Origin of the sequence: Streptococcus infantis (assembly GCF_000960085.1) — a bacterium.
Lineage (GTDB): Bacteria > Bacillota > Bacilli > Lactobacillales > Streptococcaceae > Streptococcus > Streptococcus infantis_C.
The window spans coordinates 190,068-208,896 of record NZ_JYGT01000010.1; the positions used below are offsets into that span (position 1 = coordinate 190,068).

Genomic DNA, 18,829 nt, shown 5'->3' on the forward strand with positions numbered 1-18,829 from the left:
TCACAAGGATGCAGAGATGAAAAAAGCAATTTTAATGATGACATTTGGTTCACCAGAAGAGATTACCTTTGAGGGAGTGGCTGACTTTTTTACTAACATTCGTCGAGGAGTTCGACCTCAAGACCATGAAATTCAAACACTTTATAATAATTATGTACGAATTGGAGGAACTCCACTTCAAAAAATTACCCGTGAAGAAGTTGCCTTGGTAGAGGCTAGGTTAGGAAATGAATATAGTGTCTATTTTGCCAATAAATTTTCAAAACCCTTTATTCCTGATGTAATTCGGCAAATGGAAGCAGATGGAATTGAAAAGTGTATTTGCTTGATTTTGGAGCCACACTATTCCTTTTACTCTGTCATGGGGTACGAAAAGTTTCTGGAAAGCAAACAAATTCAGTTTTTAGTTATTAAGGACTGGTATCAAGAAGAAGCACTATTAAACTATTGGACAGATGAAATTGCTAAGATTTTAAAAGAAAAGGTGAAACAGGATAGCTTTAAAGTCATCTTCTCTGCCCACAGTGTGCCCATTTTTGCCTTGGATTTTGGTGATCCCTATATCGACCAGATTTTCGAAAATAGCAAACTAATTGCTGAGAAATTAAACTTAAATCCAGACCAATATACCAACACTTGGCAGAGTGAAAGTGATATTGGTATTCCTTGGATTAAACCAGATGTCCTGGAATATCTTAGAGAACAGGAAGAACATCCAGAGCATTATATTTTTGTACCTATTAGTTTTATTAGTGAGCACATTGAAGTTTTGTTTGACAATGATGTGGAATGTTATGACTTATGCCAGGAATTGGAGGTGAACTACCATCGTCCACCAATGCCAAATACAGATTCTCGCTTGATTGATGCCTTGGTCAATATTGTCCGAGCTAACGAACATAAAGAATTTAGAGAATTGCTCCCAGAAGAAGAGACCTTTGATGAATTAGTCCCTTCGGATGAAACTAAGAATATTTTAGATGAATCACAAGACTTACAAATGCCAGAATTTGTTAAAAAATTAATTGAGAAAAAAGGTCGTGAAAATGTCAAGATGCCTTATTTAATCAAAAAAATGCTTGAAAAAGCTGGCAAATTACCCAAAGACTAAGTAAAATAGAAAAGGACAAGTAAGGTTTGTTTCAAATATCTGCTAAGGCAGGATATAACGCAGAAGGTGAAAGAAAAGGCGGTGGGACAGAAATCGATAGACAAAGTCTTGATTTCGTAGTCCCAGCCCCGCGAGGATGATTAGGAGCTTTTTGGAGTCGAAAAGACGAACAAAAAGTTCAATCAGCTACCGCGTCAAATTATGATTGATAATAAAAAGTGAGGTCGGGATCTTTTTGTCCCAACCTCTTTTTAGGTGACTAGCATTTTTTAAACTAGTTTTTCTTATTTACCTAAACAGAATTGGCTAAACAATTGAGTAATAAGCTCATCAGGCGCTGCTTCTCCGGTGATTTCTCCGAGAATTTCCCAAGTGCGGGTCAAATCAACCTGAAGCAAATCAACTGGCATGCCCAGTTCAAGACCTTCGTTAACTGCTTGCAGACTTTCAACTGCCTTTTCAATTAATGAAATATGACGGGCATTGGATAGGTAGGTTGCATCCTGTTCAACCAAGCCAGCATTTTCAAAGAAGAGGTTGTTGATGCGTTCCTCGATTTTATCTATATTCTGATTTTTGAGGACGGAAATGCGGATGACATCATCTGGAAGCTCAGCAGTTTCAATCGCTTCTGGTAAATCAGTCTTGTTGAGAAGAATAATACGGTTGGTATCTTGACTAATTTCGAGAAGTTGTCGGTCCTGGGCAGTAAAAGGTTCACTAGCGTTCAGTACTAGTAGTACCAAGTCAGCTTCCTTGAGGGCTTTCTTGGAGCGTTCAACACCGATTTGCTCGACGATATCATCTGTTTCACGAATACCTGCAGTATCAATCAATTTCAGTGGAACACCGTTGATATTGACGTATTCTTCAATGACGTCTCGAGTTGTCCCTGCAATATCAGTTACAATGGCCTTATCTTCGCGCAAGAGGTTGTTGAGCAGACTAGATTTTCCAACGTTGGGGCGCCCAATGATGGCTGTTGAAATTCCTTCACGGAGGATTTTGCCACGTCGGGCTGTTTTAAGGAGATTTGTTAGCAATTGCTCAAACTCCAATGTTTTCTCTCGGACAACAGCAGTAGTAGCTTCTTCAACATCGTCGTACTCAGGATAGTCGATATTAACCTCTACTTGTGCCAGTGTATTGAGAATTTCCTGACGAGTATTGTTAATGAGATCAGATAGTGAACCATCTAGTTGTTTGACTGCAATATTCATGGCCTTGTCTGTCTTAGCACGGATGATATCCATGACAGCTTCAGCCTGAGTCAAGTCGACACGACCGTTAAGGAAGGCGCGTTTAGTAAACTCTCCTGGTTCTGCCAAGCGAGCTCCTTCACGGATAGCAAGCTGGAGAATTTCATTAGTTACGGCGATTCCACCGTGGGTGTTAATCTCGATAATATCCTCACGAGTAAAGGTCTTCGGGGACTTCATAGCTCCCACCATGACCTCGTCCATGACCTTGCCTGTCTGAGGATCAACGATGTGTCCGTAGTTTAGAGTGTGGCTAGCAACCTTGCTCAAGTCCTTGCCTTTAAAGATTTTCTGGGCGATAGCAAAGCTATCTGTTCCGCTTAAACGAACAATCCCAATAGCCCCTTCACCAAGCGGTGTCGAGATTGCTGCGATGGTATCAAATTCACGTGTAATCATTTCATTTCCTTTTTACAATTTATATACAAATATCACTTAAAATTGTAACAAAATCTAGTGTTTTATTCAACGAATGCCACTTATAAAGAAAAGCCTAAGCAGATTGCTTAAGCTTTATTTAGTGCGCATTTCACCTTGTGGGAAATAAGTTCCTTCAGGCATATCGTTAATAATAACGTGAACAGCTGACTGAGGTGCTCCTGTGTTACGAACAACAGCTTCTGTAACTTCCTTAGCTAGGGCTTTCTTTTGCTCTAGCGTGCGTCCTTCAAATAAATCAATGCGTACAAATGGCATAATTGCGTCCTCCACTAGTTATTTGATTTCTTCTATTTTACCACATTTTGCCATTTAAAGCTTTGAGAAATTATGGTATACTAGAATGTAGCAAAAATTTAGAAATGGACGTGAAATAGAAGCATGGCACAGTTGTATTATCGTTATGGGACTATGAACTCAGGAAAGACCATCGAGATTCTCAAGGTAGCCTATAACTATGAGGAGCAAGGAAAGGGAGTTGTGATTATGACTTCGGCTCTAGATACGCGTGATGGTGTTGGCTATGTTTCAAGTCGAATTGGGATGAAAAGACCAGCAGTTGCTATTGAGGAAACGACAGATATCTTTGGGTTTATCCGGGATTTGCCTGAAAAGCCTTACTGTGTGCTTGTTGATGAAGCTCAATTTCTAAAACGTCATCATGTTTACGACTTGGCCCGTGTTGTTGATGAGTTAGACATACCTGTTATGGCATTTGGTTTGAAGAACGATTTTCGCAATGAGCTGTTTGAAGGTTCTAAACACCTCTTGCTTTTAGCAGATAAGATTGATGAAATTAAGACCATTTGTCAGTATTGTAAGAAAAAAGCGACTATGGTCTTGCGTACGCAGGGCGGATTGCCAGTCTATGATGGTGAGCAGATCCAGATAGGTGGCAATGAAACCTATATCTCGGTTTGTCGCAAACATTATTTTGCCCCTGAAATCAATAAGGAGAATAAGAAAGAATGAATATCTATGATCAACTACAAGCTGTAGAAGACCGTTATGAAGAATTGGGAGAATTGCTCAGTGACCCAGATGTGGTCTCTGATACCAAACGTTTCATGGAGCTTTCAAAAGAAGAAGCTTCTACTCGTGATACAGTTACAACCTACCGTGAATACAAACAAGTCCTTCAAAACATTGTCGACGCTGAGGAAATGATTAAGGAATCAGGCGGAGATGCAGACTTGGAAGAAATGGCCAAGCAAGAATTGAAAGACGCTAAGGCTGAAAAAGAAGAATACGAAGAAAAACTGAAAATCTTGCTTCTTCCAAAAGATCCAAACGATGATAAGAACATTATCCTAGAAATCCGTGGTGCAGCTGGTGGAGATGAAGCAGCTCTCTTTGCTGGCGATTTGCTAACCATGTACCAAAAGTATGCTGAAGCTCAAGGCTGGCGCTTTGAAGTCATGGAAGCTTCTATGAACGGCGTTGGTGGTTTTAAAGAAGTAGTTGCCATGGTATCAGGCCAATCTGTTTACTCTAAACTTAAGTACGAATCAGGTGCCCACCGTGTGCAACGTGTCCCTGTGACTGAAAGCCAAGGTCGTGTACACACTTCAACAGCGACAGTTCTCGTCATGCCTGAAATCGAAGAAGTTGAATACGATATTGATCCAAAAGACCTTCGTGTGGATATCTATCACGCATCAGGTGCTGGTGGACAAAACGTCAATAAGGTTGCGACTGCCGTTCGTATCGTTCACTTGCCGACTAATATCAAGGTTGAGATGCAGGAAGAACGTACCCAGCAGAAAAACCGTGAGAAGGCTATGAAGATTATTCGTGCGCGTGTTGCTGACCACTTTGCACAAATTGCCCAGGATGAACAAGACGCTGAGCGTAAGTCAACAATCGGTACTGGTGACCGTTCAGAACGGATTCGTACTTATAATTTCCCGCAAAACCGTGTTACGGACCACCGTATTGGCTTGACCCTCCAAAAACTAGATACCATCTTGTCTGGTAAATTGGATGAAGTTGTAGATGCCTTGGTTCTTTACGATCAAACACAAAAATTAGAAGAATTAAACAAGTAATGAAATTAGCTCAAATTTTTAAAGATTTTGAGGAAAAGTTGATAGTACAAGGAGAGGAAGCAGAAAGCCTCTCCTTTGTCTATCGTAGCCTAAAAAATCTATCTTTTACAGACTTCGTCTTTGCACTTCAGCAAGAACTAACAGAGGAAGAGAAGCAATTTGTGGAGGAAATCTACAAAAAATTGGCAGCTCATATACCAGCCCAGTACATTATCGGTCATGCTGAATTCTTTGGGATGCAGTTAAAAGTCGATGAGCGAGTTTTGATTCCTCGACCAGAGACAGAAGAGTTGGTAGAGCTCATTCTTGCTGAAAATCCTGAGGTAAATCTCAAAGTACTAGATATCGGAACAGGAAGCGGTGCAATAGCCTTTGCTTTAGCGAAAAATAGACCAGATTGGTCAGTTACGGCTGCGGATATTTCACAGGATGCATTAGAGCTTGCAATGGAGAATGCTGAGAGGCAAAATCTAGATATCTCATTCATCAGATCCGACTGTTTCTCCGAAATTTCTGCAAAATATGATATAATTGTATCCAATCCACCATACATTTCTCGAGCAGATGAGGTAGAAGTTGGTTTGAATGTTTTGCATTCAGAGCCACATTTAGCCCTTTTTGCAGACGAGGAAGGTCTAGCAATCTATCGCAAAATCGCGGAAGGTTCCAAAGACTATCTAACTGATGGTGGTAAGATTTATCTTGAAATTGGCTACAAACAAGGTCAAAGTGTACCCGCTCTCTTTATGGAAAATCTTCCAGAGAAACGAGTTCGAACGCTCAAAGACCAATTTGACCAAGATAGGATGGTTGTCATTGATGATGGAGGAAATTAAGCAAGAGTTGGAAAAGGGTGGAGCTGTAGTTTTGCCAACGGAGACAGTTTATGGTCTTTTTGCGAAAGCTTTGGATGAGGAGGCTGTTGACCATGTTTATCGGATCAAACGTCGCCCTAGAGATAAGGCTCTCAATCTCAATGTTGCTAGTTTAGACGATATCTTGAACTTTTCTAAGAATCAGCCACCTTATTTACAACAACTTGTTGAAAGTTTTCTTCCTGGTCCATTGACCATTATCCTAGAAGCTAATGACAAGGTTCCTTACTGGGTTAATTCAGACATGACGACTGTTGGATTTCGCATGCCGAGTCATCCCGTCACTTTAGAATTGATTCGTGAGTTTGGTCCCTTAATCGGCCCGTCTGCAAATATTTCAGGACATACAAGTGGTGTTAGCTTTAAAGAAATTTTAAAAGATTTCGGACAAGAGGTTATGGGAATAGAAGATGATGCTTTTTTAACAGGTCAAGATTCGACTATTTTAGATTTGACTGCTTGTAAGGCAAGAATTCTACGCCAAGGATCAATTAAACAAGAAGATATTCTTGCCAAGATACCTGAAATTCCTTTTGAGGAGGTATGATATGCTACGTGATTTGAAAGCGGCAGATGTCGAAACAATTTGTGTCATTAACAAAGAAGCTTTAGGCTATGATTTTAGCCCTGAGGAAACGGCTAGTCAACTAGCTAAGTTGTCTCAAGACCCCCATCACTTCCTATTAGGTTTTGAAGATTCAACCAGCCATGACTTACTTGGTTATGTTCATGCTGAGGTTTATGAATCCCTTTATTCAAAACCAGGTTTTAATATCCTAGCTTTAGCTGTTTTACATCAAACACAAGGTAAAGGAATCGGTAAAACTTTGCTTGAAGGATTAGAACAGGAAGCAGAAAAACGTGGCTATAACTTTATTCGCTTAAATTCTGCAGACCATCGTCTTGGTGCGCATGCATTTTATGAAAGAGTTGGTTATACCTGCGATAAAATGCAGAAACGATTCATTAAATTAATAAAAGGAGAAGACCTATGATTTTTGACAAAGATGATTTTAAAGCCTATGACGTGGATCTTTGGAATGCCATTGCCAAAGAAGAGGAACGCCAACAAAATAATATTGAATTAATTGCTTCAGAGAACGTAGTTTCTAAGGCTGTTATGGCTGCTCAAGGGTCTATCTTGACTAATAAATACGCCGAAGGTTATCCAGGTCGTCGTTATTACGGTGGTACAGATGTAGTAGATGTTATTGAAACTCTAGCTATTGAACGTGCGAAGGAGATTTTTGGAGCAAAGTTTGCTAATGTACAACCCCACTCAGGAAGTCAAGCCAACTGTGCAGCATACATGGCTTTGATTGAGCCAGGTGATACAGTTATGGGAATGGATTTGGCTGCAGGTGGTCATTTGACTCACGGGGCTCCTGTAAGCTTCTCAGGTCAAACCTACAACTTTGTTTCATACAGCGTTGATCCTGAAACAGAACTTCTGGACTTTGATGTCATCTTGAAACAAGCCCAAGAAGTAAAACCAAAACTAATTGTTGCTGGTGCTTCAGCCTATTCTCACATTATTGATTTTTCTAAATTCCGTGAAATCGCAGATGCAGTCGGTGCTAAGCTCATGGTCGATATGGCTCACATTGCTGGTTTGGTTGCTGCTGGTCTTCATCCAAGTCCAGTACCATACGCCCATATCACTACAACAACGACCCACAAAACCCTTCGTGGACCACGTGGTGGTTTGATTTTGACCAATGACGAAGACCTTGCTAAGAAGATAAATTCTGCCATTTTCCCAGGTATCCAAGGTGGACCATTAGAGCACGTTGTTGCTGCTAAGGCTGTTGCCTTCAAAGAAGTCTTGGATCCAGCCTTCAAGGAATATGCTGCTAACGTCATCAAGAACAGTAAGGCTATGGCTGAAGTATTCTTGAAAGACCCTGATTTCCGTATTATCTCTGGTGGCACTGAAAACCACCTCTTCCTAGTGGATGTAACTAAGGTTGTAGAAAGTGGAAAAGTAGCTCAAAACTTGCTGGATGAAGTTAATATTACCCTAAATAAGAACTCTATCCCTTATGAAACCTTGTCACCATTTAAGACTAGTGGTATTCGTATCGGAGCGGCAGCAATTACTGCTCGTGGATTTGGTGAAAAAGAAAGCCGTCAAGTTGCTGAACTTATTATTAAAGCACTTAAGAATGCAGAAAACGAAGCTGTCTTAGAAGAAGTGAGAAGTGCAGTCAAATCCTTGACAGATGCCTTCCCATTATACGAGGACTAATATTTTATGGATATTTATATCAAGAAAGCCATCATCCATCAGTTCAGCCTTGATGACACAGAGTTGTTCCTAGCGGATAAGTTTCTCAATATCACTCCAAAAATAGAGGAATACTTGCGTAAAAAAGTGGAGCGTGTGTATTCGGACGATGCCAAAACTGGGATTTTTGAAGAAGATAATCCATTTTTTAACAACATTACAGAAGATTTAATGGAAACATCTGTGACGATTGCCAATCTATGGAAAGAAGAATTCTCTGTATCTGAAAATCAAAAGACAAACGATTTGGTCTTTGTACAGTTTTCAAAAGAAGGAGTGGAACATTTTGCCTTCCTGCGAATTGCATTGCGTGAGACCTTGACACACTTAGGTGGCGAGGTTGATAATCCAATTAAGTTGACGCAGAATAACCTTCCGGGGTTTGGAACTGGAGCTGATGAAGCCCTAGTAGTTAACCTTCAAAACCGCAAGTATCACTTGATTGAAAAACGCATCAAGTATAATGGAACCTTTTTAAACTACTTTTCTGAGAATCTTATTCAAGCACAACCAAAGATTTCACCTAAGAAGTCAATCAAGGAACTGGAAAAAACGGCTCAAAAAATTGCCGAAACCTTTAATGCGGATGATTTTCAATTTCAATCCAAGGTTAAATCAGCAATCTTCAATAATATCGAAGAAAACAATGAACTTTCTCCAGAAAAATTAGCTAATGATCTCTTTGACAACAATCTTACTGCCCGTCTAAGCTTTATTGACAGAGTCAAAGAAGCAGTACCTGAGCCAGTTCAGTTTGATGAGATTGATGCTAGTCGTCAGTTAAAGAGATTTGAAAATCAGAAACTTTCCTTGTCAAACGGGATTGAACTTATTGTTCCAAACAGTGTCTATCAAGACGCAGAATCTGTTGAGTTCATCCAAAATGATAATGGAACTTATTCTATCTTAATCAAAAACATCGAGGATATTCAAAATAAATAATGTTTAAACTTATACGAAGAGTGCTGGTGCTAGCAGTCTTCCTTTTCGCTGGCTATAAAGCCTATCTCATTCGTCAGGATGTCAAACAAGTTATGACCTACCAACCTATGGTACGTGAAATATTGAATGAAAGAGATACCCCAGCAAACGAAGAGCTTGTGCTCGCCATGATCTATACAGAAACCAAGGGTAAAGAAGGAGATGTGATGCAGTCAAGTGAATCTGCTAGTGGCTCTACCGATACCATAAACGATAACGCAAGTAGTATTCGTCAAGGAGTTCAAACCTTGACAGAAAATCTATATCTAGCTCAAGAAAAAGGAGTGGATGTTTGGACAGCCATTCAAGCTTATAACTTTGGACCTGCTTATATCGATTTTATCGCCCAGAATGGGAAAAAGAATACTCTTGTCCTAGCTAAGCAATACTCCAGAGATACAGTTGCGCCTATATTAGGAAATACAACAGGGAAAACCTATCGCTACATCAATCCCATTTCTATTTTTCAAGGTGGAGAACTTTATGTGGATGGGGGAAACTATTATTACTCTAGACAGGTTCAGCTGAATCTCTATATTATGAAAATTTTTAATCTATTTTAAGCATCTAGAATTTCTAGGTGCTTTTATAAGTTTTCTTTAAGGATACTTTAATATGCTAGAGTAGAAAAGGAGGAACGTCTCATGCGAAAGAAATTCTTTCTGACTAGCGCTGCAGTACTTTTAGCAGTTGCAACATTGCAAAACGTTCATGCAGCAACTGATGTTCAAAAAGTCATTGATGAAACTTATGTTCAACCTGAGTACGTCTTGGGTTCTTCATTAACGGAAGATCAAAAAAATCAAACACTTAAAAAACTTGGCTATGATGCCTCAAAAGATACTAAAGATTTGAAGACTATGACACCAGAGGTCTACTCAAAAATTATGAATGTCGCAAACGATTCAAGTCTTCAACTTTATTCATCAGCAAAAATTCAAAAATTAGGAGAAAAATCTCCCCTTGAGGTCAAGATTGAAACACCTGAAAATATCACTAAAGTGACGCAAGATATGTACCGTAATGCGGCTGTTACCTTGGGTGTGGAGCACGCGCGTATCACCGTTGCGGCCCCAATTCCAGTTACTGGTGAAAGTGCCCTAGCAGGCATTTACTATTCCCTTGAGTCAAATGGTGTAAAATTACCTCAGGAAAATAAAGACTTGGCTCAGGAAGAGCTCAAGGCCTTGTCAGATATTAACGATGAAAACAAGGACAAATCAGGCTTTGATGCCAATAAACTGAACGTAGCCCTTGCTGATATCAAGGCTGCAGTCGCTAAGGCTAAAGAGTCTAAGGGTGAACTTACAGAAGATGATGTTCGTAAGATTGTTGAAGATACTTTGAAGAACTACAAACTGGATCAAGTTGTTACAGGCAACCAAGTCAATGTCATCATCAACTTTGCCTTTAATCTTTCTAAGAGCGATATTCTCAATAACGAAGATTTCACAAAGACCCTAAAAGATTTGAAACAAAGCATTGTTGCGCAAGCAGGTGATAGTTTCAGCAATATCGACTTAAACTTTGATGCTAATAAAGCTATTCAAGATGGTGGAAACATCCTTAGCTCAATTTGGCAAGCTATCCTTGATTTCTTCAAGAGTTTTGGTGCTTAGGTCAATTCATGGTATAATAGATGGTAACAGGATTGTTGCCGTCTTTTTTTGTCGGCTTATAGAAAGAGAAAAATATGTTGAAGAAAAATGATATTGTAGAAGTTGAGATTGTCGATTTGACCCATGAAGGAGCTGGTGTTGCCAAGGTAGATGGCTTGGTCTTTTTTGTAGAGAATGCTCTTCCGACTGAAAAAATCCTTATGCGAGTCCTTAAAGTTAATAAAAAGATTGGTTTTGGTAAGGTCGAGGAATATCTTACACAATCTCCACATCGTAATCAAGACTTAGATTTGGCTTACCTGCGTTCAGGCATTGCCGACTTGGGGCATCTAGCTTATCCAGAGCAACTCAAGTTTAAAACCAAGCAAGTAAAAGATAGTCTTTATAAGATTGCTGGAATCCTGGATATAGAGGTCGCAGATACTCTTGGCATGAAAAATCCTGTCAAGTATCGTAACAAGGCTCAGGTTCCTGTTCGTCGCGTCAATGGTGTTCTGGAGACTGGTTTCTTCCGTAAGAATTCTCATGACCTTATGCCTCTAGAAGATTTTTATATCCAGGATCCAGTGATAGACCAAGTTATCCTTGCTTTACGAGATTTACTTCGTCGTTATGACTTAAAACCCTATGATGAGAAGGAACAGTCTGGCTTGATTCGCAACCTCGTTGTTCGTCGTGGTCATCATTCAGGAGAAATCATGGTTATTTTGGTCACCACTCGTCCCAAGATTTTCCGTGTGGACCAGTTGATCGAGCAGCTTATCAAGCAATTCCCAGCCATCAAATCTGTTATGCAAAATATCAACGATCAGAATACCAATGCCATTTTTGGAAAGGAATGGCGAACTCTCTATGGTCAAGATTACATTACTGATCAAATGTTGGGCAATAGCTTCCAAATCTCTGGACCAGCCTTTTATCAGGTCAATACCAAAATGGCAGAGAAGCTCTACCAGACAGCCATTGAATTTGCGGAGTTAAGAGAAGACGATGTGGTGATCGATGCCTATTCAGGAATCGGGACCATTGGATTATCTGTGGCTAAGCATGTTAAGGAAGTTTATGGTGTCGAAGTCATCCCCGAAGCAGTTGAAAATAGTCAGAAGAACGCAGAATTGAACGGTATCACCAATGCCCACTATGTTTGTAACACAGCTGAAAATGCCATGAAGAATTGGCTCAAGGAAGGTATCCAACCAACTGCCATCCTGGTCGACCCACCACGCAAGGGCTTGACCGAAAGCTTTATCAAAGCAAGCGCTCAAACAGGAGCTGACCGCATCGCCTATATCTCATGTAATGTCGCCACCATGGCGCGTGATATCAAACTCTATAAAGAGTTGGGCTACGAATTGAAGAAAGTCCAGCCGGTGGATTTGTTTCCGCAAACGCACCACGTTGAGTGTGTAGCTTTGCTGGTAAAAGCCTAGAAACCTTGTAACGAAAGGGGTTAAGAAAAGCCTTGTAGGTAAGGCTTTTTCTTATGTGCGGGGGAAGTATCAGAGTGAGAATACAAGTTGAGTATCTTGATGTGATAGCCTGATAGGCTGTCAATCTATTTCCATAAACCCTAGGGGGTACGGAGTTGTTACCATAGACTAGGCGTTAACGGGAATAAACGTATCCCCTATTAATGAAACTCAAACAAGGTTTGATCCAGGGAGATAAGTAGAAGTTAGATGGTTCGGATATACTTAGAGTTTAAATGTAGCGTTTTCGTGATATAATATCATAAGAAAAATTATTGGAGAATCTGAATGAGAAACGATATTCAACCGGCTTTACAAACAATAAAATCTTATTTTGGAAAATCAGAATTTTATATTCCAACCTATCAGAGACCCTATGCTTGGCAAGTACCACAATGTGAACAACTCATTGAAGATATTAATCTTCATATGGAAAATTTCGATGATAGTTCCCAAGACAATTATTTCTTTGGAGCTGTTCTCATTGCTCAAGAATCTGGAGAAGAGCATGAAGTAACCTTGATTGATGGCCAGCAAAGAACAACGACATTTATGTTACTTCTTAAGGCAATCTTATTGAAGATTGATAAGGAGGTTGAACTTCAACCAACTCTAGATACTGATGCACGCAGATTAGTGAAACGTCTTAATGGTCTTAAAGAGCAGATTGTCACAATGCTTTTCAATGTTTCAGATGACGAAAAAGATGATTTCGTTGATGGACTGTATTATCCTAGCGATGATAGAATAAAGTATCTAAATCATTCGATTTCAGAAAAATATGCTAGTGAGATGACTACTATCTTGCTAGGTAAAGATTTTGTATCTATTAAAGATAGAGTTCACCAAATCTATCGTCGCCAGAAAGACAACCGATATACTAACTTCTATAAAAACTTTAGATATTTTTACAATATGTGTAACGAATTGAATGTTTTTACTCTTATCAATTTTGCTAACCACTTTATTGATAATTGCCAAGTGATTACTATTACAAGTTATAATACTGATCAGGCTATAAATATTTTCAATTCTTTAAATGGGACTGGTGTTCCATTGACCCCAATTGAAGTAATCGTATCTAAGACCACCGCAAACGCATCAGATAGGAAAAATTTCGAAAAAAATTGGCAAGAGATTGTACAACGTACAGATTCATCTAGATTAGACTTAAATGCGTTAATTACTCACTATATTTTCGTAAAACTTTCAGAACAAAACGGTGCTGATCGAAGAAATCCTGGTATAAGAGCCTTTTTCTCAAAAAATAAGCATCTATTAAATGAAGATATTCTGTTTACTTCTGAACTAAATACAATAATAAACAATTTTGAACGAGTATCTGATACTATCAATGGTCAATTGATAAACAAATTAAACGGTAATTTACGACCTTTTGTTAGTAGTTATTTATTTTTCAGACAAGACAATACATATCTGGAATACTTACTAAGACTTGGAGTTTTGATTGAATTATCTGAACTCTCATATAGCCATAAACTTTTTAAAGGCTTCCTAGAAGAAATTAATCTGATGTACAGTCAAGTCGATTCAATTTCAATCGACGAACTTATTTCAAAAATAAAGAACCATATTCATACTAATTTTGTTTATGAAGATGTTAAACAAACTTTGACTGAAAGTGGTGTTTCAAATTCTATTCTTTATGTAAATGAATTCCTATTTTCATTGGAAAAAGGTATGGACTTTAATTTAGATGGAAATATTGATGTTGAACACATTATGCCGCAAAGTGGTTTGAATAGAGAAAATATTATGTCAGATGCTGGACTAGAAAGCCAGGAAGAATTTAGAGATTATGCTGAGAAACTTGGTAATAAAATTCTCCTTGAATCCGAAATTAATCGTGGAATTGGAGATGCTTGGTTTAGAACAAAAAGAGAGAATACAATCACAAGTGGTCATGGATATATAGGTAGTAAGTTCCCAATAGCTAAATCTCTTGTTAATTATGTAAATGACACTTGGACTAAAACTGACATTGAAGTGGCAACAGAAAAAGCTGCTAAACGAATTGCTGACTTTATTTTTGAATAAACTAGAACGATAGGATTAAGAGGTAAGTTATAATTATGTCATTAAATCAAGTTACTATAGAAATTCCATTAAATATTCAGAAAGGATTAGACTCTGGAATTTATAAACGTTATGGTTCAATAATCAGAAATTCATCCGGCCATATAGTAAAGCATCTAAAAGAAGTAAAGGCAGGAGAACCAGCTCAACAGATCGTTAAAGGCCTTGCAAAAAATAAATATGTGCTAGTAACAGCTATTGGTGCAACTGTTCTAGCTGTTGGTGGTGTTGGTTATTATGCTTTTATTTCAAATAGATATAAGAAGATTGTAAAGAAACTTATAGAAAAGCTAGTTCATTTCATTCAATTAGCACAAAAAGGAGAAGTAAGTGAAGAAGAGGTTGATAATTTCTTAAAATTTTTACAGGATAATCAAAAAGAACTACTTTCTTTGAAACTAAACTCTGAAATAGATGAGTTGTTTGATCTTGTATATGATTATACAATTCTATTTGCTCAAGCAAATGGATTTGAGACTGATACTATTTCAGAAGTGGCAGAAAATAATAAAGTTATTAACTTGATGGATTATCTAAATCTTCAAAAAACAATATATCGTTCTGATGCTGTTTAAGAAGGCGAGAATTTAATTTCTGGATATAAAAAAGGAGCAAATCATTTTTTTGCTCCTTGATTTATATTTGTAACAGTTTTCTGATAGGAGTACTTCCTAGTCAACTTACTTTCTTTCATAGTTTCAATATTAAAAATGAAGTAGTGATCACGATTATCTTTGGCATTTTCTTTATTTAATTTGAAGTAGTTCTTCATAGATTTAGCCATGGTAAGCATGATGTCATCTGTTAAGAAAGTCAAAGGTGTGTCTAATGCAGAATATTTATAGAAGTCTGTCTCAAACTTACGATAGCTATTGCTGAAATAATCCATTTGCAATTCATTTTTATGAAATTCAAGCTGACTCATGATTTCCCTCCGATTCTAACTGGATATTGGTGATGTCTGAAATTGGAATGTTCCCGTAATTACTTGGTGTTTTAAGCAGTACTTGCTTATTTGAAATATTTGCTATAATGCCTATATATGTTTTAACTTCCAATTACAGGCATAAAGTGACCTACGACTTTGCCAACAATGCGTGGTTCATCTTCATAAGGAATAAACTTATCTGGATACTTATCATTTAAGGATACCATTCTAAAACCCTCTTTTTCACGATAAAGTTTCTTGATAAAGACTGAATCATTCCACGATAGAGCATATACTGCACCATCATAGTCGAATCCACTGGAACGAATAAGAGCTACTTCACCATCTTGATAGATTGGTTCCATAGACTTACCACTAATCCAAGTAGCGATATCATATCCAAGCTGTTCTTCATCTGAGAAGACGGTTTCAGTTTCATATTCATCAAATAAAAATTCTCCAAGACCGGCAGAAAGTTGGATATCTGATAGTACCTGCACTGAGAAGAGTGGAGTGACTTTTGAGGATTGTTGTGAAAGTAGTAATTCATCAACATATTCCTCAGCTTTTGCTTGATTATCAGGAGACAACTGAAGATAGTTATTGACAATATTGTACTCAGACTCGAAGTAGGTTACATCAACATCTAAGATTTTAGCAAGTGCTGCTAGATTTTTTTGATTGGGCTTGGCACGTCCAGATTCCCAACTACTGTAGGAAGATTTATTTATGCTAAGCATTTCTGCAATTTCTACCTGCGATAAATCTTTCTCAAGTCTTCTTTTCTTTAGACTTATTTCTGAAAACATGGTATACTACTCCTTGTAAGTTGTTTAATAGAACAACAAAATTTTATCAAATTTTTGAAAGATTTACAAGATTTAGCTAATGACTTTTTTGTGATATAATTTAATTTGACAATTTTTTTATGACTAATGTATTAAACAAAAAGATAGGGAGGCTATAATGGATAAGAGAAATAAGAAATACATGATGCATAAATACTGGGGGAAAAAACCAGCTGGTGAACTGAAAGATTTAATTTTAAAATATAGTAGTGAGGGTGATATTTTATTAGATCCATTTGCTGGTTACGGTAGTTTTGCTAGTGAAGCTATTTTGAATGGTCGCAATGCGATTTCTAATGATTTAAATCCAATTTCAAATTTTATAACAAAAGTATTAACATCAACAAGTATTGATTTTTCGAAATTAGACAAAATGATTGAAGAAATTTATGATAAAACAATTTTGTTAAGAGAAGAGTGGTTTTACTATGAAGGAAAAGAGGTAATAACGACATTAAGGGATAATAATGGTAGAGTAAAGAAAATAAAGATAAAAAATGATGATAATAAACTTATTGAAGTCGTACCATCAGAACTTTATATCGAGAATTTGAAAGTTAAGGAAGAAAATTATGATATAGGAGATTGGTTCCCAAACAATACCTTAATTCCTAATTCTAGAATATCTGCAAAAGTAGATATGAAGGTATCAGACTTATTTGATGTACGAAGTTTATCATGTCATGCGCGTCTTCTTTCAATAATTAATAATTTTGAGGATTCTCAAGAGAAGGATGCTTTATTACTTGCCTTTACATCTAATCTAGCAAATTGTTCTAAATTAGTTCCTCCGATTAAAAGTAGGGGAGATATGTCACAAGGCGCATGGATGACAGGCTTTTATATTGGACCAACTTATTTGGAAAACAATGTTTTTCATTATTTTTTTAATAGAGTTAGGAAAGTAGTAAATGGCAAAAAAGAATTTATGGAAGAGTATTCTACTTTATTTCCAAAAGGAAAGATAAAGATAGAGAGTTTTGATGCTAAAGACTTGTTAATAAATTCAAATTCTATAGATTTAGTTTTTACAGATTTTCCTTATGGAGATGCCGTTCCTTATTTTGAACAAAGTGCTTTGTGGAATTTATGGTTAAACTTTAATGTTGATTATGAAAATGAGATAGTGATATCTGATAGTAAACTACGTAAAAAAAGTAAGGAACAATTTCAAATTGATATCGATCAAGCAATTTCTGAAATATATAGGGTTTTAAAGAAAGATAAATATTTTATTTTCACCTATCATTCATTATCTGGATTTGAATGGTCTTCAATAACAAATTCGTTATTTAAACATGGATTTGAAGTAGAAGATTGTAAATTATTAACTCAAAAAACATTCCCGCCAAGACAATTAAATAGAAAGAATACAATAAAAGGTGATGTTTTAATTGTTTGTAGAAAAAGGGAGGGACTAAATAGGAGATCTGAGTTAACATTAGAGGAACAAAATCAGTTAATAAAAGATTTATTTATTAGAGTTATAGAATTAGGACATAAAGATACTAATTCTATAATTGTTGAATTCTTAAAAGAATTTTTAAATTTAGGTATAACAGTAACAGATTCAAATATCTTTTCTCATTTATCTGAAGTAGCATATTTTGATGAAGTGTGGTCAATCAAAAATACGTAAATTCAAAAGTGGTCTGGCTAAAAGTTAGTCAGACCACTTTTGAAATTTAGTGAACTAATTTTCGTTAACATAGACTATCGACATAGCTTGGACAGTGTAATCCTTTTCGTAACTTTTTTCCTTCTCATAATGATATTGGATAGTATTAACTTTATTTAAAGTAATATTATTTAAGAGCTCATTAATTTTATCAGAGATTTGACTGATATGCCCTTTCAATTTTCTAGCATCTTGAAATTTGTCCAGATAGGTAAGAAATATGAAGAAACGGTTATTATTACAAAACAATCGTTCACCTTGGTATTTATAGTTCCACCATTCCAATATTTTTGTATTCTCAATGGTAGAAATAACGATTTGTTTTCTAGCTTCTGTAATTTCAGATAAAAATTTTGATATCACTGGATCACTGTCTTTTTCTTTCAGCTCTTGTATTAATTGGTTTGTTTTCAACCCTCCCATTTTAGGAAGAGATAGTCTCTTTTTATTCGCCTTATAGATATTTTTAATCTTTTCGCTTTCGCTTTTTTCATCGGATTCTATTGGGATAAAGTCATCAAATCCATCTGTATTTTCATGTACCCCTTTTGAGAATAGGTTAAAATAGTCATCAGAGATATGTGTTATTTTAAGGTCGAAAGGAATTAATTTATCTTCAATCTTTACAAAAAAGTCAATATCGTGAATTTTTCTAAGCGTAGGTATGACATTGGGATGTTTTACTAATGTTAGTTCAATCAAGTCATTTGCGGTTTGATTATAAAAAGACCAAAGAGCGTAGTTTCGTACCTTTGTTAATAGATTATTGTCAAGTTCATTTTCTAGAATCTGAAACTCTTTTATATTTTTATTTCTAACGAATGATTTTAGCAGAGAATCGACCTTGTCATCTCTGATTCCTGCACTATGAATAGGGATTTGAGATAATAGCTCGTTAAGTCCTTCAGCCTCTTTTTCACGCTCAAGAACTAATTTATTTCGCTGTTCTAAAATGAATTTTTCAATAATAGAGGTTTCAAAATCAGAATTAAACAGTGCATTCATTAAATCAAATTCTTTAGAATATTCCACTTCTTTTTTATTTTCCTTATAAAAATCTAGGATGTATTTTTTATTCATACTTCGAATCATTAAAAAACGATCTATACTACTTTCATATTTTCTAGAAAATTCTATTAAGTCTTTGTTTGATTCAAATTCTTTATGCATTGTGGTGTATATGTTCATGGT

The 18,829-nt window shown here is 36.7% G+C and carries 19 protein-coding genes; 14 read left to right on the forward strand and 5 right to left on the reverse strand.

From position 1 onward, the window contains the following. Nucleotides 1-16 precede the first annotated feature (16 nt). A complete protein-coding gene (gene hemH, locus TZ94_RS08505; RefSeq protein ID WP_045615924.1) occupies nt 17-1,111 on the forward strand; it encodes a ferrochelatase in 1,095 nt (364 codons plus the stop codon). A gap of 284 nt (nt 1,112-1,395) precedes the next feature. Here hemH and mnmE read toward each other — a convergent pair whose 3' ends face one another. Both mnmE and TZ94_RS08515 read right to left on the reverse strand, forming a co-directional pair. Next, on the reverse strand, nt 1,396-2,769 hold the full coding sequence (mnmE, locus tag TZ94_RS08510) for a tRNA uridine-5-carboxymethylaminomethyl(34) synthesis GTPase MnmE (protein WP_045615925.1): 1,374 nt from the start codon (nt 2,767-2,769) through the stop codon (nt 1,396-1,398). A 114-nt stretch (nt 2,770-2,883) separates the two neighbouring features. Next, nucleotides 2,884-3,066, reverse strand: a complete 183-nt coding sequence (locus TZ94_RS08515) for a 4-oxalocrotonate tautomerase (RefSeq protein ID WP_001117401.1) — start codon at nt 3,064-3,066, stop codon at nt 2,884-2,886. Nucleotides 3,067-3,189: 123 nt separating this feature from the next. Here TZ94_RS08515 and TZ94_RS08520 point away from each other — a divergent pair, with 123 nt between their 5' ends. From TZ94_RS08520 to TZ94_RS08575, 12 genes are all read left to right on the forward strand, one after another. Beyond that, nucleotides 3,190-3,780 carry a thymidine kinase gene (locus tag TZ94_RS08520; protein WP_045615927.1) on the forward strand — a complete coding sequence of 197 codons (591 nt, stop codon included), beginning with the start codon at nt 3,190-3,192 and terminating at the stop codon, nt 3,778-3,780. Next, a complete protein-coding gene (gene prfA, locus TZ94_RS08525) occupies nt 3,777-4,856 on the forward strand; it encodes a peptide chain release factor 1 (RefSeq protein ID WP_045615929.1) in 1,080 nt (359 codons plus the stop codon). The genes TZ94_RS08520 and prfA overlap by 4 nt, the downstream gene beginning before the upstream one ends. Then, the gene (gene prmC, locus TZ94_RS08530) at nt 4,856-5,692 is read left to right on the forward strand and encodes a peptide chain release factor N(5)-glutamine methyltransferase (protein ID WP_045615932.1); all 837 of its coding nucleotides are present in this window, start codon (nt 4,856-4,858) and stop codon (nt 5,690-5,692) included. The genes prfA and prmC overlap by 1 nt, the downstream gene beginning before the upstream one ends. Further along, nucleotides 5,676-6,278 (forward strand): L-threonylcarbamoyladenylate synthase, encoded by a 603-nt coding sequence (locus tag TZ94_RS08535; protein WP_045615933.1) that lies wholly within the window; start codon nt 5,676-5,678, stop codon nt 6,276-6,278. Before prmC ends, TZ94_RS08535 begins: the two co-directional genes overlap by 17 nt. 1 nt (nt 6,279) lies before the next feature. Then, on the forward strand, nt 6,280-6,726 hold the full coding sequence (locus TZ94_RS08540) for a GNAT family N-acetyltransferase (protein WP_045615935.1): 447 nt from the start codon (nt 6,280-6,282) through the stop codon (nt 6,724-6,726). Then, nucleotides 6,723-7,979 (forward strand): serine hydroxymethyltransferase, encoded by a 1,257-nt coding sequence (gene glyA / locus TZ94_RS08545; protein ID WP_045615937.1) that lies wholly within the window; start codon nt 6,723-6,725, stop codon nt 7,977-7,979. The genes TZ94_RS08540 and glyA overlap by 4 nt, the downstream gene beginning before the upstream one ends. A gap of 6 nt (nt 7,980-7,985) precedes the next feature. After that, nucleotides 7,986-8,960, forward strand: a complete 975-nt coding sequence (locus TZ94_RS08550) for a nucleoid-associated protein (protein WP_045615939.1) — start codon at nt 7,986-7,988, stop codon at nt 8,958-8,960. Further along, entirely contained in the window at nt 8,960-9,562 is a 603-nt protein-coding gene (locus tag TZ94_RS08555; protein ID WP_045615940.1) for a lysozyme family protein, read from the forward strand. The genes TZ94_RS08550 and TZ94_RS08555 overlap by 1 nt, the downstream gene beginning before the upstream one ends. 81 nt (nt 9,563-9,643) lie before the next feature. Beyond that, nucleotides 9,644-10,618 carry a DUF1002 domain-containing protein gene (locus TZ94_RS08560; RefSeq protein ID WP_045615942.1) on the forward strand — a complete coding sequence of 325 codons (975 nt, stop codon included), beginning with the start codon at nt 9,644-9,646 and terminating at the stop codon, nt 10,616-10,618. 74 nt (nt 10,619-10,692) lie between these two features. Then, a complete protein-coding gene (gene rlmD / locus TZ94_RS08565) occupies nt 10,693-12,048 on the forward strand; it encodes a 23S rRNA (uracil(1939)-C(5))-methyltransferase RlmD (RefSeq protein ID WP_045615944.1) in 1,356 nt (451 codons plus the stop codon). A gap of 327 nt (nt 12,049-12,375) precedes the next feature. Further along, a complete protein-coding gene (locus TZ94_RS08570) occupies nt 12,376-14,145 on the forward strand; it encodes a DUF262 domain-containing protein (RefSeq protein WP_045615946.1) in 1,770 nt (589 codons plus the stop codon). A 35-nt stretch (nt 14,146-14,180) separates the two neighbouring features. Beyond that, complete coding sequence (locus TZ94_RS08575) at nt 14,181-14,759, forward strand: hypothetical protein (protein ID WP_045615948.1); 579 nt, start codon at nt 14,181-14,183, stop codon at nt 14,757-14,759. A gap of 41 nt (nt 14,760-14,800) precedes the next feature. On the opposite strand, the gene TZ94_RS08580 is transcribed toward TZ94_RS08575, so the two are convergent. Together TZ94_RS08580 and TZ94_RS08585 are read right to left on the reverse strand one after the other, a co-directional pair. Next, a complete protein-coding gene (locus TZ94_RS08580; protein ID WP_045615951.1) occupies nt 14,801-15,109 on the reverse strand; it encodes a DUF5960 family protein in 309 nt (102 codons plus the stop codon). A gap of 122 nt (nt 15,110-15,231) precedes the next feature. Continuing rightward, a complete protein-coding gene (locus TZ94_RS08585) occupies nt 15,232-15,921 on the reverse strand; it encodes a LexA family transcriptional regulator (RefSeq protein ID WP_045615954.1) in 690 nt (229 codons plus the stop codon). Nucleotides 15,922-16,078: 157 nt separating this feature from the next. Between TZ94_RS08585 and TZ94_RS08590 the strand changes: the two genes are divergently transcribed. Further along, on the forward strand, nt 16,079-17,599 hold the full coding sequence (locus TZ94_RS08590; RefSeq protein ID WP_045615956.1) for a DNA methyltransferase: 1,521 nt from the start codon (nt 16,079-16,081) through the stop codon (nt 17,597-17,599). A 54-nt stretch (nt 17,600-17,653) separates the two neighbouring features. Here the strand turns inward: TZ94_RS08590 and TZ94_RS08595 are convergent, their stop codons facing one another. Continuing rightward, entirely contained in the window at nt 17,654-18,808 is a 1,155-nt protein-coding gene (locus tag TZ94_RS08595; RefSeq protein WP_142321379.1) for a hypothetical protein, read from the reverse strand. Between the last annotated feature and the right edge of the window lie 21 nt (nt 18,809-18,829).

Bases quoted from the DNA above. Each gene is read 5' to 3' on its own strand.
- hemH (WP_045615924.1), top strand. From the start codon at position 17: ATGAAAAAAGCAATTTTAATGATGACATTTGGTTCACCAGAAGAGATT.
- mnmE (WP_045615925.1), bottom strand. From the start codon at position 2,769: ATGATTACACGTGAATTTGATACCATCGCAGCAATCTCGACACCGCTT.
- TZ94_RS08515 (WP_001117401.1), bottom strand. From the start codon at position 3,066: ATGCCATTTGTACGCATTGATTTATTTGAAGGACGCACGCTAGAGCAA.
- TZ94_RS08520 (WP_045615927.1), top strand. From the start codon at position 3,190: ATGGCACAGTTGTATTATCGTTATGGGACTATGAACTCAGGAAAGACC.
- prfA (WP_045615929.1), top strand. From the start codon at position 3,777: ATGAATATCTATGATCAACTACAAGCTGTAGAAGACCGTTATGAAGAA.
- prmC (WP_045615932.1), top strand. From the start codon at position 4,856: ATGAAATTAGCTCAAATTTTTAAAGATTTTGAGGAAAAGTTGATAGTA.
- TZ94_RS08535 (WP_045615933.1), top strand. From the start codon at position 5,676: ATGATGGAGGAAATTAAGCAAGAGTTGGAAAAGGGTGGAGCTGTAGTT.
- TZ94_RS08540 (WP_045615935.1), top strand. From the start codon at position 6,280: ATGCTACGTGATTTGAAAGCGGCAGATGTCGAAACAATTTGTGTCATT.
- glyA (WP_045615937.1), top strand. From the start codon at position 6,723: ATGATTTTTGACAAAGATGATTTTAAAGCCTATGACGTGGATCTTTGG.
- TZ94_RS08550 (WP_045615939.1), top strand. From the start codon at position 7,986: ATGGATATTTATATCAAGAAAGCCATCATCCATCAGTTCAGCCTTGAT.
- TZ94_RS08555 (WP_045615940.1), top strand. From the start codon at position 8,960: ATGTTTAAACTTATACGAAGAGTGCTGGTGCTAGCAGTCTTCCTTTTC.
- TZ94_RS08560 (WP_045615942.1), top strand. From the start codon at position 9,644: ATGCGAAAGAAATTCTTTCTGACTAGCGCTGCAGTACTTTTAGCAGTT.
- rlmD (WP_045615944.1), top strand. From the start codon at position 10,693: ATGTTGAAGAAAAATGATATTGTAGAAGTTGAGATTGTCGATTTGACC.
- TZ94_RS08570 (WP_045615946.1), top strand. From the start codon at position 12,376: ATGAGAAACGATATTCAACCGGCTTTACAAACAATAAAATCTTATTTT.
- TZ94_RS08575 (WP_045615948.1), top strand. From the start codon at position 14,181: ATGTCATTAAATCAAGTTACTATAGAAATTCCATTAAATATTCAGAAA.
- TZ94_RS08580 (WP_045615951.1), bottom strand. From the start codon at position 15,109: ATGAGTCAGCTTGAATTTCATAAAAATGAATTGCAAATGGATTATTTC.
- TZ94_RS08585 (WP_045615954.1), bottom strand. From the start codon at position 15,921: ATGTTTTCAGAAATAAGTCTAAAGAAAAGAAGACTTGAGAAAGATTTA.
- TZ94_RS08590 (WP_045615956.1), top strand. From the start codon at position 16,079: ATGGATAAGAGAAATAAGAAATACATGATGCATAAATACTGGGGGAAA.
- TZ94_RS08595 (WP_142321379.1), bottom strand. From the start codon at position 18,808: ATGCATAAAGAATTTGAATCAAACAAAGACTTAATAGAATTTTCTAGA.